We start from the raw sequence: 18,309 nt of genomic DNA, 5'->3' as shown, positions 1-18,309 counted from the left end.
TAAGGATCAAAACCATGAAAGACGTTGTCATCGTATCCGGATGCAGGACTGCTATCGGCGCTTTCGGCGGAACCCTCCGTGACTTGAACGGTGCCATTCTCGGCAGCATCACCATGAAAGAGGCCATTCGACGGGCGGGAATCGACCCGGCCCTGATCGACGATATTCGCTATGGCTGCTGCATGGAATCGGCCGACACCCTGAATGTGACCAGGGTCGCCTCGCTGCTTGCCGGAATCCCTGATACAGTTCCCTCCGTCACCATCAATCGCGTCTGTATTTCAGGCATGGAAGCGGCCATTTCAGGCATGGCGATGATCCAGGCAGGGATGGCCGATATCATCCTCGCCGGGGGTACCGAGCACATGTCCAGCGTCCCCTACTCGGTGCCGGGGGCACGCTGGGGCTGCCGTCTGCAGGACCAGTCTTTTGTCGATAATTTAATCCATGCCCTCCACTGCGGCTCCCATATCATTCCCCACCCCGAAGACGGTCCGGTCGATGCCACCAAACCACCGCTCAGCCTGTTCGTCGGCAAACCGTATATCATGGGACACACCGCTGAATTCATCGCCCAGCATCTCGGTATCACCAGGCAGGAAATGGATGAAGTCGCCCTGCGCAGCCATAATGCGGCGGAACGGGCCACCCTGGACGGGTCCTTTGCCGAAGAGATCGTCCCGGTCGAGGTGCCCCAGCGAAAAAAGGCACCGATTATCTTTGACAAAGACGAACATTTCCGACCCGGCATGACCATGGATATTCTCAACAAACTGCCAGCGGCGTTCGTACCGGAGATCGGCACCGTGACGGCAGGCAACGCAAGCGGTATCAACGATGGCTCGACAGGCATGGTCCTGATGTCAGCCGATAAAGCCAAAGAACTGGGGGTGCCCCCCATCGCCAGGATCCGAGCCGTGGCCAGAGGTGCCTGCCATCCGTCAGTCATGGGTCTGTCGCCGGTTCCGGCAGTCCGCAACCTGCTCAATTCTTCCGGCCTGAATATCAGGGATTTTGAGCTCGTCGAGGTCAACGAGGCTTTTGCCGCCCAGTACCTGGGATGTGAGAAGGAATTGGGGCTGAACCGGGAGATCACCAACGTTAACGGCTCGGGCATCGGCCTTGGCCATCCGGTGGGTTCAACCGGAGCCCGGATCATGGTCACCCTGATGCATGCCTTGAAAAAACGAAACAAGTCGCTGGGCCTGGCAACGCTCTGCGGCGGAGGAGGCGTGTCCATGGCATGTGCCATTGAAATGATGTAGGCGGGGCATCCCGTTCAGATCAAAAGAGAGCCCGAATCAACAGCTGTTGTTCATTTTTCTTTCTGGAGGGTAAGACCATGATGCAGGAACCGTTATCGGAACAGGACAAGCTTCGGTACAGTACCATCAACCAGGAAAATATCGATTTTATCACGAATCGGAACAATCGGATCAACAGGTGGGTGATCGCCGACATGATCCGCCGTACCCGCTATCACCACCCTGATAAAACAGCCCTGGTGTTCAATGAAATCCGCCTGAGCTATACCCAGCTCGAGGACCAGTGCAACCAGGCGGCAAACGCCCTCGCCGGCCTGGGCGTCAGAAAGTACGACCGGGTGGCAATCCTGGCCCACAATACCCACCATCACGTCCTGACCTGGCTGGGCTGTGCCAAGATCGGGGCTATTTACCTGGCGGTCAATTACCTGCTGAAAGACGACGACATCGCCTACTGCCTCAACCATTCTGAAAGTACCGTCTTTATTGTCGAGGACAGTCTTTACGAAAATGTCAGAGGGGTCCTGGACAAGGTGCCCGGGATACGGCACCTGATCTGGTCGAACCAGGGTGCCGGACAGCCCCCGGCACAGGGTTTTATCGACTTCAACAGCTGGTGTTTCCAGGCGGCGACCACAGAGCCCGATGTCATTCTGCGTATCGAGGACCCGGTGCAGATGACCTATACCAGCGGCACCGAATCTCTGCCCAAGGGAGTGATCATCAGCAACCAGTCCCTCATCGCCCAGTACATGGGCTGCATCATCGACGGCAGATACGACCACACCGATATCAACATCAACGCCCTGCCCATCTACCATTGCGCGCAACGGGACGTGTTCCTGAACCCGATTTTCTGGCTTGGCGGCACCAACATCCTCATGAGCCCGGATATCGGCAAAATCCTTGCCGCCATCGAGACCTGGAAGGCGACGATGTTTTTTGCCCCGCCGACAGTCTGGATCGGCATGCTCCGCCATCCTGATTTTACCCGGCACGATCTCTCCAGCCTGGTAAAATGCTACTACGGCGCATCGATCATGCCCCGGGAGATACTTAAGGAACTCCTCGAAAAATTTCCCAGAGCCGGTGTGTACAACTATTATGGCCAGACCGAGCTGGCTCCTTATCACACCATTTTGAAGGCCGAAGATGCCCTGCAGAAGATCGGCGCAGCCGGGATGGGCGGGCTGCATATGGAGTCCAGGATTGAAGACGAGGAGGGCAGCGAAATTTCTGACGTCAATGTGACCGGCGAGATCTGCGGACGCGGGCCCCATGCAATGACCATGTATTTCAAGGAACCGGACAAGACCGAGACCGCCATGCGCGGCGGGTGGTTTCATTCCGGCGATCTTGGCGTCCTTGACGAGGATCGGTACATCACGGTGGTGGACCGGATAAAGGATATGATCAAAACCGGCGGCGAAAATGTTGCTTCCCGGGAAGTCGAAGAGGCGGTTTACCTGCATCCTGCCGTGGAAGAGGTAGCCGTGGTTGGTGTAAACCATCCCCGGTGGGTGGAAGCAGTGACAGCGGTGATCAAGCTCAAAGCAGGGGCCACGGCAACGGAAGCCGAAATCATGGAGCACTGCAAAAGCATCCTGTCGCCCTTCAAAGTCCCGAAAAAGATCGTTTTTGTTGAGGCACTTCCAAAAACACCCACCGGAAAAATTCTCAAGCGTGAGATGCGGGAGTCGTACAAAGGAATTTTCCGATAATGGTCCCAAACAGGGTTAAGATGACACTTTACAAGGAATGATCATGGCAAGAAAAATGTATACCGGGGGCGAATTCCTGACAAACGAGATTGATAGCGAAAATGTTTTTACGCCGGAAGATTTTACCGATGAACATAAGCAGATCGGGGCAACCACCGAGCAGTTTGTCGCCAACGAAATTCGCCCGATCAACAGCGATATCGAGGCCAAAAATTTCGACCTGGTTCTTGCGAAATTGCGTGAATGCGCGGAACTCGGCCTGATGATGATCGATGCCCCGGAAGACTACGGCGGCCTCGAACTCGACAAGGCTACCAGTATGCTGGTCATGGAGAAAATGGCCTTTGGTTTAAATTTTGGCCTGACCTATATGGCCCATACTGGAATCGGCATGCTGCCGCTGATATATTACGGAACCACCGACCAGAAAGAGCGGTATCTGGGCAAACTGATCAGCGCGGAAATGATCGGGGCCTACTGCCTGACTGAGCCGGGCTCCGGTTCGGACGCCCTGGGGGCAAAAACGACGGCGACGCTGTCCGAAGACGGCAGATACTACATTCTCAACGGCACGAAACAATTCAGCACCAACGCCGGGTTCGCCAACCTGTACACTATTTTTGCCAAGGTCGACAAAATCCATTTTACCGCGTTTCTCGTCGAACGCACCTCGGCCGGTCTGGCACTCGGCCCGGAAGAGAAAAAGATGGGGCTGCACGGCTCTTCAACCCGCCAGGTCATCCTGGAGAACGTCAGAGTACCGGTGGAAAATGTGCTGGGGGCAATCGGTAAAGGCCACAAAATCGCGTTCAACGTCCTCAATGTCGGACGTTTCAAGTTGGGCGCACTCTGCGTGGGCCAGGAAAAATTTGCCCTTGCCGAGGGAGCGCGGTATGCCAATGAACGACACCAGTTCAGGGTGTCGATCAGCAGTTTTGGCGCCATCCGGGAAAAGCTGGCGGATGTCACCGCCATGACTTTCGCATCCGAATCTGTTGTCTATCGGCTGGCCGGGCTGATCGATGACCGGCTGGCGACCCTCGACAGGGACACGGATAACTATTATGTGGAATATCAGAAGGCCATCGAAGAATATGCAGCGGAATGTGCGCTGGTAAAGGTTTTCTGCTCCGAGTCGGCTGCCAGGGCAATTGATGCAATGCTGCAGGTTCATGGTGGTTACGGCTATATGGCGGACTATCCTATCGAACAGCTCTATCGCGACGAACGGGTACAGAGAATTTACGAAGGAACCAATGAAATCAACCGATTGCTGATCCCCGGACTGCTGTTGCGCCGAGGAATCGGTAGCAAATCGATGCCTCAAAGCCTTGCAGAAAGAGCCATGGGCGACTTCAAGGCCGAGAAACAGTTGCTGATTGGGATGAAACAGCTCTATCTGGTTTTTGCCGACGAGACATTGCGAAAGTTTGGTGACGGGGCAGCCGGGGAACAGGAAGTTCTTACGACCCTGGCCGACATGGTTATCCATATATTTGCCCTGGAAAGTGCAGTACTGCGGGTAGAAAAATCCTTCACCATAGTCGATCAAAAAAAGCAGGAGCTCAACCGGGCGGTGGTGACAGTATGTGCCTTCAGGGCAAAGCAGCATTTTGCCAGGGCAGCCGAAAAATGCGCCGCTTTTCTTGGCGACGAAACCCTGTTGCATTCCTTTGCCGCTGCGGCTACATATAATGCCGACACCCTGCTGGCCGCCAAACGATTACTGGCCGATGCTACCAGCCATGCAGAAAAATACATCTTTTGATGGCGTTGTCCCTTGAGGGCACTTCATCTTTTGGGCGTTTGATCATGTGACAATGAGTGCGACAGGCTCATTGTCACATGTTTTTTGGGGGGCAATATGAAAGTGGATATAACCTATAGTTGTGCAGGGATAAACTGGACCACCATTACGGCGATACTCAAGCAGGTCGGGATGGCCCATCACGCACCGGACGAACACAGAAAAGCCTTTGAGGCGAGCTTCACCACCGTGTTTGCCTGGAACAAAGGTCAACTGGTTGGCTTCGGGCGAGCGATTTCCGACGGGGTCTACCAGGCAGCCGTCTATGATGTCGCGGTGGTACCCGAATTTCAGGGCCAGGGGGTTGGTTCGGCCATCATGAAGCATCTCCTCAAAACCCTGCCGCAGTGCAATGTCATCCTCTATGCCTCACCGGGCAAGGAGGGATTTTATACCACCCTGTCGTTTAAGAAAATGAAGACCGGCATGGCTCTATTCAAAAATGGAGCAGCTATGACCGAGCGAGGATTTACCGATTAAATAGCAGCAGTCCCGGCTTGCACCATTACGGCATGCTATATAATTTCCTGATTGTATCCGGTATCTTTCCCTTGGGGACCAAACGGTTTTTGGCCCCCACCTCATAGAGCCCGAACCACTCTTCCGGGTCCTGCCGCTCGTGGCGGCTTGAATCGGTCGGATCCTCGCCGCTCTTCCACCACTCGTCCTGCAGCTCAAAAAAGGAGATGCCGCAAAACTTCTCCTTTCCTTTGGCGGTGCGGATGTCCTGCCAGATTGCCGAAAAGGCCTTCGGGACATCTTCCACCTTATGCCCGCCAAAACCAGGCACCCATGGTTTAGGCTCAAAAGGCGACGTGGACAAGCCCACCTGCGTCACAAATATTGGTTTGTCAGTTCCCGCGGCCAGTTCTTCCAGGTACCCCTGATAACTGGTGCCGGTGACGGAACCGGGGGGTGAGGTCCGGACCCCTCGTGCGTAGGTGTAAACGTTCAGGCAGACCAGATCGCCGAGATCGGGATTCAGGGCATTTTCCGTTGGCACTTCGAGATCCGGCCTGTCGGTTACGGGGCCGATGTGGGTCCAGCTGGTGTGGCAATAGAGATGCCGCCGACCATAGCGGCTTAATTCGTACTCCATAGCCCCGTCAATCAGCCGGGCCAGGGCTATTTCGGTTGGCGTCCGGTTGCTGACCTGGATATGTTTACCTTTATAACTGCGTACTTCGGGATGACGGGCATCGGTTCTGAGGACGGCATCGGCCTGCAGCTCATCGCCTACCGAAAAAAGGACCAGCCGATCGGGTCGGCCAACGGTGTAGACATGATCGATAGCCGCTTTGATATTTTCCATAGTCTTGGCGAGAAACGCTTCCGCCAGGAAATCTTCTTCATAGGCCCAGATCCAGATATCCTGTCCGTAAAGCAGATTGGTCTTATCAAGGGCGGCAAAGAATTTTGGCGGCATCATCATCGGAAAAACATGGAGATAGTTGACGGCCATATCCTCCATCAGTCCGAGGTGCTCCGTATAGCGGTCATCATCGCCGGGAGGAGCCCCATACAGGGGAGTTTCATTCGGAAGATAGGGCGAATAGCCGATCGCCCGGAAGAACACCGGCGTGTTTTTCTGCAAATCGACAACGTTGCTGCCTTGCGTTACAAATCGTTTGGGGGCCGGTGTCGTCGAAGCAATGGCGCTGGTTTTTGCCTTGCCTGAGCTTTTAGCAACAACAGTATCGGTGCCTGGCGGAATAACTGCCCAGAGAAATAAGACCAAAAGTATTCTGCAGAACATAGGGGTGTCTTTGGGAGAAGGGAGATTTTATCTTCAGACTATATATTTTTTTCAGCCATACCATAAAACTCTGCTTGCCCCAAGAGAAAGATGCACCCATAGTCTTGCTGCATACATTTTGGCGATCCGGTCTCTATTTCCGCTCACCCGGGCAAAATTATAGTACTTTTCATCGCTGTTATGGTAAAAATGGCAACTTATGGACACGCCTTTCCCAGGCGTGCTCCCTAAGAACAGTGACGGTGGAGTAGAAATGCTAAACAATGGGATTGTAGTTGTACGCGGCGGCGGCGATATAGCCACAGGGACGATTTGTCGGCTTCATCATTGCGGCTTTAAGCTGCTGGTTCTGGAAACGGAAAATCCAACGGCTATCCGCCGGACGGTCGCCATGTCTGAAGCAATCTACGAAGGCCGTCAGACGGTAGAAGGCGTCACCGCAGAACGCCTGGCAGACCTGGCAGGATGCGCTGCCTGCTGGACCGAAGGCAGGGTTCCTCTGCTGGTCGACCCTGCAGCCGACTGCCTGCCTCAAATACAGCCGATTGCCCTAATCGATGCGATCCTGGCAAAAAAAAATTGCGGTACGAGTAAAAATATGGCACCCATTACCATTGGCCTCGGTCCCGGGTTCTGCGGCGGCAAAGATGTCCACGCAGTCATCGAAACAGCGCGGGGACATAGCCTGGGCAGAATAATATATTCCGGATGTCCCCTTGCCAACAGCGGCATCCCCGGAAGGATCGGCGGTTATACTGCAGAGCGGGTTCTTTATGCTCCAGAGGCCGGAATAATCGAAGTAGTAAAGGACATTGGCAGCAGGGTTGAAAAAGGCGAACCGCTTGCATATATCGGCACTTCAGAGCTTTCTGCGCCGATCACCGGGCTTGTTCGCGGGATGATCCGTCATAAATCCCGCGTCGCAAAGGGTTTAAAAATAGGCGATATTGATCCACGCATTGATGAGGTGGAAAACTGTCACACCATCTCCGACAAAGCTCGCTGTATCAGCGGAGGGGTGCTGGAGGCTCTGCTTTTTTTGTCAAAGAGCGAAGACCTTCTGAATTTTGTCGGGAAACGCAGCAAAAGAATTCTGTAAACGAGAAAAATGGGGTAGTGTCTGTGCCTGAGAAATTATTTATACCATCCATGTGAACAAGAGAGTAACACGTACCGAGAGTAACACGTACCCTTTCCCTTATTGAGCAATGAAAAACGATTCTCCATATTTAATTGAATTACGAGGCATGACCAAGGCATTTCCCGGGGTACTGGCCAATGATTCAATTGACTTAAAGATACGCCCCGGTGAAATACATGCCTTGCTGGGCGAGAACGGCGCCGGGAAATCGACCCTGGTAAAAATGATTTACGGCATCCTCAAACCCGACGCCGGCACCATTTTATTCAATGGCCGGCAGGTAGAGATCGAGAGCCCGGCCCGCGCCCGTGAACTGGGTATTGCCATGGTGTTTCAACATTTCTCACTGTTCGATTCACTCTCCGTGGTGGAAAACATTTCTCTTGGCATGAACAAGGTTGTTGATCTGCAAAAACTGGCCAACGAAATCACCGAGGTATCCAAGCGATACGGCCTGCCCCTTGATCCCAAGCGACACGTGTACACCCTCTCCGTCGGCGAACGGCAGCGTATTGAAATAGTCCGCTGCCTGCTCCAGGAACCCCGATTGCTGGTGATGGATGAACCGACTTCGGTCTTGACGCCACAGGAAGTCAAAAAACTTTTTCTGACCCTGAACCGACTGGCGGAGGAAGGCCTGGGGATCCTCTATATCAGTCATAAACTCGATGAAATAAAAGAACTCTGTCACCAGGCAACCATTCTCCGTCTTGGCAAACGAATTGGCATTGTGGATGTTGATGACGAAAGTACCTCATCCCTGGCGAACATGATGATGGGTGATGAGCTTGAAAAAAACGACCGGCACCATACGCCTGTCACCGGCGCCATACGCTTGCAGGTTAACCGGCTCAACATGCCGGCAAAGGACAGCACCTCCATATCGTTATCCAATATAAACCTTGATGTTCGAGCCGGCGAAATCGTCGGCATTGCCGGAGTTGCCGGCAACGGGCAGGACGAATTGCTGAAAGCGCTTAACGGTGAAAGATGCGCCCCGGAAGCCGCAAGTATTATCATCGACAACCAGCCTGCCGGAAAACTCGGCCCCAACCCGCGGCGCCGGGCCGGGCTTGCGAGCGTACCGGAAAAAAGACTGGGCCATGGGGCAATCCCGGATATGGACCTGGTCGACAATGCCTTTATGACCGGGTTTTACCGGATGGGCCTGCTTGCCAAAGGGATTATCAATTATCCGAAAACACGAATTTTTGCGCAAAAGGTCATAACAGATTTCTCGGTCAAAACGTCCGGCTCCAGTGTGCCGGCAGAAAGTCTATCCGGCGGCAATCTACAGAAATTCATTATCGGCAGGGAGTTGAGCCAGCACCCGGAAATTCTTATCGTTTCCCAGCCTACCTGGGGCGTCGATGCCGGTGCCGCCCAGACAATCCATCGATCTTTACGGCAATTGGCAACTCAGGGTGCTGCAATCTTGGTTATTTCGCAGGATCTGGACGAATTAATGGCAATGTCCGACCGAATCGGAGCGATTTGCGGCGGTCGACTATCGCCTCTTTACCCAACAGCAAAGATGACGGTTGAAAAAGTCGGCCTGCTTATGGCTGGTGTTGCACTGGAAGAAGGAGCCGCCGATGTGGCCTCGGTTAGTTAAGCGACAGATACCGTCCAGGTTGATGGTATATTTATCGCCGGTTTTCGCCCTGCTCCTGTCGCTGCTGGCCGGGGTCGTCCTGTTTATTATCATGCGGGTCTCCCCCCTTGCAGCACTGCATGCTTTTTTTATCGAACCGCTTTCATCCATTTATGGACTGGCGGAATTGGGGGTGAAAGCGACCCCGCTGATTCTGATCGGGGTGGCCTTATCGCTGGGATTCAAGGCCGGAGTATGGAATATCGGCGCCGAGGGACAGCTGACCATTGGCGGCCTGTGCGGCGGGATGGTCGCGCTGTATTTTTATGACCAGGAAGGCTTTTACATCATCCCGTTAATGCTGCTGGCCGGGGTGCTGGGTGGAATTGTCTGGGCGGCCATCGTGGCCTTCTTGCGGGTCCGGTTCAACGCCAATGAAATTCTGACCAGCCTGATGCTGAGCTATGTAGCCGGGTTATTGCTGAATGTGCTGATGCATGGCCCTTTACGGGATCCGGACGGTTTTAATTTCCCGGAATCGAGGCAGTTCAGCGATTCGGCCCTCTTGCCGACACTTTTTGACGGCACCCGATTGCATATCGGCTTTCTCATTGCGCTTCTGGTTGTCGCCCTGGGCTGGATCATCCTGTCCAAAACCCTGATGGGCTATCAAATTAAAGTTGCCGGTTCGGCACCGGCCGCCGCCGAACATGCCGGATTCAGCACCTCGAAAATCGTCTGGACGACTCTTCTTCTGGGCGGAGGCATCGCAGGTTTGGCCGGAACCATCGAGGTTGCCGGCCCTATCGGCCAATTGTTGCCCAACATTTCCCCCGGCTATGGTTTTACCGCAATTATCGTCGCGTACGTCGGCCGCCTGCACCCGCTGGGCGCTCTCTTTGCCGGTTTGTTGCTGGCTCTTACCTACCTGGGCGGGGAGACTGCCCAGATCCAGCTCAATTTACCGGTGGCTGTAACCGGAGTCTTTCAAGGCCTGCTGCTGTTTTTCCTGCTGGCCAGCGATGTTCTTATTCACTATCGTATTCGTTTTGGCAAACCTGAACTGGCTGTGGAGAAAAGCTGATGGACTTGTTTATTCCGGCACTATTGACCATTATTACCGCGGCGACCCCTCTTCTCTTTGCGGCCCTTGGCGAAATGGTCACGGAAAAATCCGGGGTGTTGAACCTGGGCGTTGAAGGCATGATGGTGATGGGCGCGATAGTTGGCTTCGTCGCCGAATATTATTCCGGCAGCGCAACGATGGCGATCGTAGCCAGTATCCTGGCCGGGGCAGCCATGGCGGCAATTTTTGCATTGCTTGTCCTTGAATTTCATGCCAGTCAGGTGCCAACCGGCCTGGCATTGACCATTTTCGGCATAGGTTTGAGCGCCCTGGTCGGGCAAAGCATGATCGGCATAGCCTATGAAGGACTCCCGAAGATTTCCATCCCTGTGCTCTCATCAATCCCGGTTATCGGCCCCTTGCTGTTCCAGCAGGATTTCTTGGTATACCTGTCAATCGTCATGGTCGCGGCCATCCATTACTTTTTGAATAAGACCCGGGCGGGTCTTATCCTGCGTGCGGTCGGTGATTCCCATGATGCTGCCCACGCCATGGGCTATTCGGTGGTCAAGATCAGATTTATGGCGATACTGTTTGGCGGGGCGATGGCCGGGCTGAGCGGCGCCTACCTGTCGCTGGCCTATTCGCCCATGTGGATAGAACAGATGACTGCCGGTCGGGGCTGGATCGCCCTGGCCCTGGTGGTATTTGCCTGTTGGCGGACCTTGCGTGTCCTGCTTGGCGCCTACCTGTTCGGCGGCATTTCAATTTTACAGTTGCATGCCCAGGCACTGGGGATCGGCATACCATCCCAGGTCATGTCGATGCTGCCGTATCTGGCAACTATTTTTGTCCTGGTGATCATCTCCAGAGACGTGTCAAAGATTAAATTAAATGCCCCGGCCAGCCTGGGCAGAGCGTTTCATCCAAGTCGATAATTTTTTAGTCATTCTACCCCCATTCAAAAAAGGAGAAAAAAATGCTGAAGAAGACATTATTGTCATTAATTCTGGCCGCGGGTGTTGCGGTGGCCGGCAATGCTGCGGCGGTAACGAAGGTAGCTTTTGTGTATGTTGGCCCGATAGGCGACCATGGCTATAGTTATCAGCATGATCAGGGCCGTTTAGCAGTTGAAAAAGAGTTTGGTGATAAGGTTAAAACCTCCTATGTGGAGAGTGTCCCGGAAGGCGCGGATGCAGAACGCGTCATCCGTCAGCTGGCGGCATCCGGCAACGATATCATTTTCACCACTTCCTTTGGCTTTATGAACCCGACTCTTAAAGTGGCGAAGAGTTTCCCCAAGGTAAAGTTCGAACATGCCACGGGATATAAGCGGGCGAAAAACGTCAGCACCTATTCGGCCCGATTCTATGAAGGACGGACTGTACTCGGCACAATTGCCGGCAAGATGACCAAATCCAACGTGGTCGGATATATCGCCTCTTTTCCTATCCCGGAGGTCATTCGCGGCATCGATGCCTTCACCCTGGCGCTGCGCAAGGTAAATCCGCAGGCAATTGTCAAGGTTGTCTGGGTAAACTCCTGGTTTGATCCGGGTAAAGAAGGTGATGCCGCCAAGACCCTTATTGACCAGGGGGCAGATATCATCACCCAGCACACCGACTCTCCGGCGCCACTGCAGGTTGCCGAAAGCCGCGGCGTTTATGGATTCGGCCAGGCCTCTGATATGAAATCATACGCCCCAAAAGCCCAGCTCACCGCGATTGTCGATGACTGGAACTACTATTACATTGAACGTGTTAAAGCGGTAATGGATGGCACCTGGAAATCCACTGATTCCTGGTATGGCCTCAAGCAGGGCATGGTCGAAATGGCCCCGTATGGCGACGCCGTTCCGGCTGATGTACGAAAACTGGCGGACGAGGTGAAGCAGTCAATTATCGATGGGAAATTGCATCCGTTCCAGGGTCCGATCAAGGATCAGAAAGGCAAACTGGTCGTTAAGGCCGGCGAAGTGGTCTCCGACAAGGAGTTGCTGGGGCTGAACTGGTATGTTGAGGGCGTTGAAGGCAGCATTCCCAAATAGTTTTCATCCTGAAACTAATAATATCAGCAAGACAATCCTGCTCTCGCCAACAGATAGGTGGGAGCAGGAGAAACAGGTGCAGGATGGCCAAGAATCGAAAAATGATGAAATCCTTTATTGCCGGTTTACCAAAAGCTGAATTGCATCTCCATATTGAGGGAACCTTAGAGCCGGAGTTGATGTTTCAGCTGGCTGAGCGCAACGGCATTACCCTGCCCTATAAAGATATTTCCGCCTTGCGTGCAGCATATCAGTTCAGCCGGCTGCAGGATTTCCTGGATATCTACTATCAGGGCATGGACGTGCTGCGCACCCAGCAGGATTTTTTTGACCTGACCTGGGCCTACCTGCAAAAAATCAAGCAGCAGTCCGTTCGTCATATCGAAATATTTTTCGATCCCCAAGGTCATGTTGCACGAGGCATTGCCTTTACGACTGCCTTGAATGGCATTCATCCAGCACTCTTGCAGGGGAAGCGGGAATTCGACATCAGTTTTGGGTTGATCATGTGTTTTCTGCGTCACCTGGATGAGAACGATGCCATGGCCACCCTTGAGATGGCTCTTGCCCATAAGGATAAAATCATCGGTGTCGGGCTCGATTCTTCGGAAAAAGGCAATCCGCCGGCAAAATTTCAACGGGTCTTTGCCAGGGCGCGCCAGGAGGGTTTTCGGCTCGTCGCCCATGCCGGCGAAGAAGGCCCGCCTGAATATGTCTACGAGGCCCTCGATCTTCTCAAGGTGGACCGGATCGACCACGGCAACGCGTCGATGCAGGATCCGGCCTTAATCAAACGGCTGGTTGCGGAACAAATCCCTCTAACTGTCTGTCCGTTATCGAATACCAGGCTCTGTGTCGTCGATACCATGCAGCAGCATCCCCTGCCGCAAATGCTGCAAGCCGGGATGAAAGTGACAATCAACTCCGACGATCCCGCTTATTTTGGCGGGTATATCAATGAAAACTACGCGGCGGTCAGTGATATCCTCGGAAATGATAAAAAATTACTGGCACAATTAGCCCGCAACAGTTTCAGTGCCGCCTTTCTTGAAGAGGCACAGCGTGCCAGCCTGATTACCGAGGTAGATATCTACCTGCAGCAACACAACAATTGCTCACGGTAACCAGTAGTCCGCCAGCTCACCTCACCGCTTCCTCTATAGGTATGCCATCATTACTCAAAGGAGTGAACCCATGATGCAAAGACGTCTGCCCGCTGAATGGGAACCGCAGGACGCAGTGCTGCTCGGCTGGCCTCACAGTGGAACCGACTGGGCCGATATGCTTGATCGGGTTTTACCGGTATTTATCCGTATCGCGGTGGAAATCAGCCGCTTTGAGAGGGTGATCATCCCCGCCCCCGACCCCGATTCGGTCCGTTCACAACTGACGGAAGCCGGTGCCCGAATGGACCGGGTGCGCGTTTATGCCCTGTCGACCAACGACACCTGGGCTCGCGATTTCGGCCCCATCACGGTCTATCAGAACGGTGCACCTCTGCTCCTCGATTACGGCTTCAACGGGTGGGGGTTGAAGTTCCGCGCCTGCGATGACAATCAGGCCACCGCCCGGCTGCAGGCGGCCGGTGCATTCGGCAGCTGCCTTCGCGAGGTGCAGGGCCTGGTACTGGAGGGAGGAAGCCTGGAAACCGACGGCAGCGGCACGCTGCTGACCACCAGCGCCTGCCTGCTGGAGGCCAACCGCAATCCGCACCTCGACCGCCCCGGCCTGGAACAACAGCTGAGGCAGCAACTCGGTATCGACCGTGTACTCTGGCTTGCGCACGGCTATCTGGCCGGTGACGATACCGACAGTCATATCGACACCCTGGCCCGGCTGGCTCCCGGCGACCGTATTATCTACCAGTCCTGCGATGATCCGCAGGACGAGCATCACAGAGAGCTGACCGCCATGGCGGCAGAACTCGCTGCCCTGCGTACCCGCGACGGCCAAGCTTTTGAGCTGTTACCGCTTCCCTGGCCGGAGCCCTGTTACGCCGACGATGGCCATCGGCTGCCGGCGACCTATGCCAATTTTCTCATCCTCAACGGTGCCGTGCTGGTGCCGGTCTACAACAGTCTCCAGGACGAACCGGCACTGGCGATTATCGGCCGCGCTTTCTCTGACCGCGAAATTATTGCCATCCCCTGCCGTCCGCTGATTGAGCAGCATGGCTCACTGCACTGCGTCACCATGCAGATACCTCAAGGAGTACTGGAATGAAGGACCTTACCGTTGGTCTGGTGCAGCATGCCGCCGCCGACACCCGTGAACTGACCATTGCCCGCAGCGCTGCCGGCATTCGTGACGCCGCCAGCAGGGGCGCAAAGCTCGTGGTGCTGCAGGAGCTGCACTGCGGCTGCTATTTCTGCCAGACTGAAGACACTGAGGTGTTCGATCTGGCGGAAGCGATACCCGGTCCCGGCACCGCTGTTTTTGCCGCCCTGGCAAAAGAGCTGGGCATCGTACTGGTGACATCCCTGTTCGAGCGGCGGGCCGCCGGCCTCTACCACAACACCGCAGTGGTACTGGAAGCGGATGGCAGCATCGCCGGCATCTATCGCAAGATGCACATCCCCGACGACCCCGGTTATTACGAAAAGTTCTACTTCACCCCCGGCGACCTCGGATTTAATCCCATCGACACCAGTGTCGGCCGGCTGGGCGTTCTGGTTTGCTGGGATCAGTGGTATCCGGAAGGGGCGAGACTGATGGCTCTGGCCGGGGCGGAACTGCTGATTTACCCCACCGCTATCGGCTGGGATCCGCTGGATGCACCGGAAGAGCAGCAGCGCCAGCGTGACGCCTGGATCACGGTGCAGCGAGGCCACGCCGTGGCCAATGGCCTGCCGTTGGTGGCAGTCAACCGGGTCGGTGTCGAAGCAGCCCCTGGCGACGCCGGCAACCAGCATTTCTGGGGCAGCAGCTTCGCTGCCGGCCCGCAGGGCGAGATCCTCGCGCAGGCTGATACGGATCGGGAACAGACGCTGGTGGTCACCATCGATTGCGCGCGCAGCGAACAGGTACGGCGGATCTGGCCTTTTTTGCGCGATCGCCGCATCGATGCCTACGCCGACCTGATGAAGCGCTATCGGGATTGACACTTTAGAATATCTGCAGAGACGACGCATTTGAGTGATCCATGCATGATGACACCCCCGATACGTACCTCTGCCAGGTGAACGAAACAGTGTCCTGCGGGGCCTGTTGCGGGTTGTATAATTTGCCGAATCTGTCCCGGAAAAAACTTGAAACCATCCTGGCACAGCGGACCGAGACCTTTGCGTCGGTCCCCCGAACGGAAGATGGTATCTTTACATTCAAAAGAAGCAACAAGGGGCCACACAGGCTATCAAGGCCGTTTCCAGGGTTTCACCACTGTCCTTTTCTGGGGTTCATCGGCGAGAGGAAAAGGTGCGTTGGCTGCCTCCTCCACCCCGCCGCACCCGGTAACAACGGCGTGGACTATCGGTCCCTGAGCTGGTACGGTGAACTGGCTTGCCGCACCTATTTGTGCCCTGCCACGCAGAAACTGTCTGCCGTTTACAAATCGATACTGACACAGACCCTTGACAACTGGTATGTTTTCGGACTGATTGTGACGGAGCATGCCCTGGTGACGGCCTATTTCAAGGAAATGGAAATCCGCCTTGGACGGCCGGTCGCCGTGGACGATTACCGTCAGAATATCGGGGCAACGGTGGCTTTCAGGGAATTTGCGGAACTGAAGATCCAATGGCCTTATCGCCGCCCGGAATCGCCCGGCCCCTGCAACTTTTTTTTTGAAAACGGTCTGTATCCGCGGCCGGCTGTCCTTCGTAACACACTGGATATCCGGCCATCCTCCTATGAGACGATTCTGCAGGAGCTGGACTCCGGTTTTTCATCCGCAAAAGAGATGGCCATGGCAGAGCAGTTGCTGGACGATCTGTTTTTAAAAACAGAGAAGGCGATAGTTCAATGTAAAATCAATACGGGAGGTGTAATATGAGACTGGTTATACTTTCTCATGAAAGCGGTATCTCTTTGGTCGATACCTCGACACTACCGGTCGCCTGAGCTACGGCCTGTTTTTACTGTCCAATACCACCAACACATTGACATGGCACAATCAAACGCCCCACGCATGCATTCAGCGGAACACATACTGAACCAGGCAATGGTCAGGAAATTCGACTGCGGCCGTTGCTTCAGCGCCCACGTGAACGAAAAGAAGTCAAAGTGTGACTACCACTTTGTTAGAGCCCTGACAAATGACGAAACGAAGGAAGTGGAGGCGGCGGTCAACGAGGCAGTTTCTGCGTGCCTGGATGTAACCGAAGAGATGGTTTCCCGTGAGAATGCCAAGCATACCTTTAATCTCACCCGACTTCCTGAAGGCGCCGAAACCATTCGCATCGTGCACATCGGTGACTATGATTCCTGTCCCTGTATCGGTGAACATGTTGACAACACATCGGAAATAGGCGAGTTTCGGATAATTTCCCAGGATTGCAACGCTGGGGTTCTTCGGATACGCTACAAGCTTGGTGCCCCCAAATAGCCAGCGTAATCAGGCTTCGTGATTTAGGAATCGATTACAGCTCAGCTGAAGGACTTTCCCGAAGAAGGAGGGACCACTATTTGAATCTGCCGAAAGAAGTTGATCAACCTGAGGAAACACCATGACAATACTCGCCATTCTACCGATATTCTGCAGCACCCTGTTGATTGCAGCACACTTCTATCGTTCAGGCTCTCTGCTCTTGACGGCGGGAAGTTTGCTTATGCTGTCACTGGTCTTGGTCAGAAAGCGATGGGTTCCCCGACTGCTCACCATATTTCTGTTTCTGGCGGCGGCAGAATGGATACGCACAATGCTGGTCTTTATCGGACAATATCAAGAGGCGGGTCGTTCCTGGACACGGCTGGCAATAATTCTCACCAGCGTCAGTCTCTTCACCGCACTTTCGGCCCTGGTATTCAAGACGAAAGTGCTGAAGAACAAATATCGCGCCGCCGGTACTACAGGATCCCCAACAGCATCTTAGTCGCCACAACATAGAGCAGCAGAGAAAAGATCCGCTTCAGAGGATCCACCGGCAAACTGTGCGCCAGCTTAACCCCCAGAGGGGCGGTCAGCACGCTCACCGCGGCAATGCCCAATAAGGCGGGCAGATAAACATAGCCCAGCGAATACTGGGGCAGCCCGGCCACATTCCAGCCATTGAAGATATAGCCGACGGTTCCGGCAATGGCTATGGGCAGGCCGATTGCCGCCGAAGTACCGATGGCATGGTGCACCTTGATGTTACACCAGAGCATAAACGGCACCGACAGGGTCCCACCGCCAATACCAACCAGACTGGATACCACACCGATACCGTTGCCTACCCCGAACATCCCCACCTTGCCCGGCAGATCACGTCCGCCTTTCGGCTTTTTGTTGAGTAACAGCTGGGTTGCCACAAAATAGAGAAAGATAACAAAAAAAACTTTGAGAAAATTTGTCGACATTGCCGAGGCGAAACAGGACCCGAGAAAGGTCCCGGTAAGGATGCCGACAACGATTTTTTTCACCACATCCCACCGTACCGCACCGCGCTTATGATGGGCCATAAAACTGGAAACCGAGGTGAACATGATGCTTGCCATAGAGGTGGCCAGAGCCAGATGCATGGTCAGTTCATGGGGGATATGGTTCAGAGCAAAAACGTAAACCAGCATGGGGACAATTACCAGCCCTCCACCGATCCCGAGCAATCCGGCAAGAATCCCGGCGATGGCACCAACACCGCAATAGGTCAGAAATGTAATCAGCATATATCTCTCTTTTTATAAGTCCATAGTTGTAATACAAAAAAAAGCCATATTATCTCTCATGTTCAATATTTGCAAGAAGCAGGTAGACCCCACCTTCAATAACTCCTAAA

Annotated in this window: 17 protein-coding genes; 15 read left to right on the top strand and 2 right to left on the bottom strand. The window is 54.3% G+C overall.

Going from position 1 to position 18,309, the window contains the following annotated elements; all coding sequences use genetic code 11:
• Positions 1-14 precede the first annotated feature (14 nt).
• From FCL47_RS14055 to FCL47_RS14040, 4 genes are all read left to right on the top strand, one after another.
• Entirely contained in the window at positions 15-1,265 is a 1,251-nt protein-coding gene (locus FCL47_RS14055; protein WP_136814137.1) for an acetyl-CoA C-acyltransferase, read from the top strand.
• 80 nt (positions 1,266-1,345) lie between these two features.
• Positions 1,346-2,986 (top strand): acyl-CoA synthetase, encoded by a 1,641-nt coding sequence (locus FCL47_RS14050; protein ID WP_167496496.1) that lies wholly within the window; start codon positions 1,346-1,348, stop codon positions 2,984-2,986.
• Positions 2,987-3,029: 43 nt separating this feature from the next.
• Positions 3,030-4,754 (top strand): acyl-CoA dehydrogenase family protein, encoded by a 1,725-nt coding sequence (locus tag FCL47_RS14045; RefSeq protein WP_136814135.1) that lies wholly within the window; start codon positions 3,030-3,032, stop codon positions 4,752-4,754.
• Positions 4,755-4,850: 96 nt separating this feature from the next.
• Positions 4,851-5,273, top strand: coding sequence for a GNAT family N-acetyltransferase (locus FCL47_RS14040; RefSeq protein WP_136814134.1), 423 nt, complete (start codon positions 4,851-4,853; stop codon positions 5,271-5,273).
• A gap of 25 nt (positions 5,274-5,298) precedes the next feature.
• On the opposite strand, the gene FCL47_RS14035 is transcribed toward FCL47_RS14040, so the two are convergent.
• The gene (locus FCL47_RS14035; protein ID WP_136814133.1) at positions 5,299-6,549 is read right to left on the bottom strand and encodes a hypothetical protein; all 1,251 of its coding nucleotides are present in this window, start codon (positions 6,547-6,549) and stop codon (positions 5,299-5,301) included.
• Between the two features lie 253 nt (positions 6,550-6,802).
• Between FCL47_RS14035 and yqeB the strand changes: the two genes are divergently transcribed.
• The 11 genes from yqeB (at position 6,803) to FCL47_RS13980 (ending at position 17,427) form a co-directional block, all read left to right on the top strand.
• Positions 6,803-7,648 carry a selenium-dependent molybdenum cofactor biosynthesis protein YqeB gene (yqeB, locus tag FCL47_RS14030; RefSeq protein ID WP_136814132.1) on the top strand — a complete coding sequence of 282 codons (846 nt, stop codon included), beginning with the start codon at positions 6,803-6,805 and terminating at the stop codon, positions 7,646-7,648.
• 148 nt (positions 7,649-7,796) lie between these two features.
• Positions 7,797-9,305 (top strand): ABC transporter ATP-binding protein, encoded by a 1,509-nt coding sequence (locus FCL47_RS14025; protein ID WP_205747322.1) that lies wholly within the window; start codon positions 7,797-7,799, stop codon positions 9,303-9,305.
• On the top strand, positions 9,286-10,368 hold the full coding sequence (locus FCL47_RS14020; protein ID WP_205747321.1) for an ABC transporter permease: 1,083 nt from the start codon (positions 9,286-9,288) through the stop codon (positions 10,366-10,368). The genes FCL47_RS14025 and FCL47_RS14020 overlap by 20 nt, the downstream gene beginning before the upstream one ends.
• Positions 10,368-11,288: an ABC transporter permease gene (locus FCL47_RS14015; RefSeq protein ID WP_205747320.1), complete on the top strand. Its 921-nt coding sequence runs from the start codon at positions 10,368-10,370 to the stop codon at positions 11,286-11,288. The genes FCL47_RS14020 and FCL47_RS14015 overlap by 1 nt, the downstream gene beginning before the upstream one ends.
• A 41-nt stretch (positions 11,289-11,329) precedes the next feature.
• Positions 11,330-12,397 (top strand): BMP family ABC transporter substrate-binding protein, encoded by a 1,068-nt coding sequence (locus tag FCL47_RS14010; RefSeq protein WP_136814130.1) that lies wholly within the window; start codon positions 11,330-11,332, stop codon positions 12,395-12,397.
• Positions 12,398-12,501: 104 nt separating this feature from the next.
• Positions 12,502-13,521 carry an adenosine deaminase gene (locus FCL47_RS14005; RefSeq protein ID WP_136814170.1) on the top strand — a complete coding sequence of 340 codons (1,020 nt, stop codon included), beginning with the start codon at positions 12,502-12,504 and terminating at the stop codon, positions 13,519-13,521.
• Between the two features lie 73 nt (positions 13,522-13,594).
• A complete protein-coding gene (locus tag FCL47_RS14000; protein WP_136814169.1) occupies positions 13,595-14,620 on the top strand; it encodes an agmatine/peptidylarginine deiminase in 1,026 nt (341 codons plus the stop codon).
• Positions 14,617-15,498, top strand: coding sequence for a carbon-nitrogen hydrolase (locus FCL47_RS13995; RefSeq protein ID WP_136814129.1), 882 nt, complete (start codon positions 14,617-14,619; stop codon positions 15,496-15,498). The genes FCL47_RS14000 and FCL47_RS13995 overlap by 4 nt, the downstream gene beginning before the upstream one ends.
• A gap of 41 nt (positions 15,499-15,539) precedes the next feature.
• Positions 15,540-16,388, top strand: a complete 849-nt coding sequence (locus FCL47_RS13990) for a hypothetical protein (protein ID WP_136814128.1) — start codon at positions 15,540-15,542, stop codon at positions 16,386-16,388.
• Between the two features lie 111 nt (positions 16,389-16,499).
• Positions 16,500-16,940 (top strand): hypothetical protein, encoded by a 441-nt coding sequence (locus FCL47_RS13985; protein ID WP_136814127.1) that lies wholly within the window; start codon positions 16,500-16,502, stop codon positions 16,938-16,940.
• A 121-nt stretch (positions 16,941-17,061) separates the two neighbouring features.
• On the top strand, positions 17,062-17,427 hold the full coding sequence (locus FCL47_RS13980; RefSeq protein ID WP_136814126.1) for a hypothetical protein: 366 nt from the start codon (positions 17,062-17,064) through the stop codon (positions 17,425-17,427).
• On the opposite strand, the gene FCL47_RS13975 is transcribed toward FCL47_RS13980, so the two are convergent.
• Positions 17,402-18,199 (bottom strand): sulfite exporter TauE/SafE family protein, encoded by a 798-nt coding sequence (locus tag FCL47_RS13975; protein ID WP_136814125.1) that lies wholly within the window; start codon positions 18,197-18,199, stop codon positions 17,402-17,404. The genes FCL47_RS13980 and FCL47_RS13975 overlap by 26 nt on opposite strands.
• Between the last annotated feature and the right edge of the window lie 110 nt (positions 18,200-18,309).

Origin of the sequence: Desulfopila sp. IMCC35006 (genome assembly GCF_005116645.1) — a bacterium.
Classification (GTDB): Bacteria; Desulfobacterota; Desulfobulbia; order Desulfobulbales; family Desulfocapsaceae; genus Desulforhopalus_A.
The sequence above is the reverse complement of the archived record's forward strand: the minus strand, read 5'-3'. Positions and strand labels throughout refer to the sequence as shown.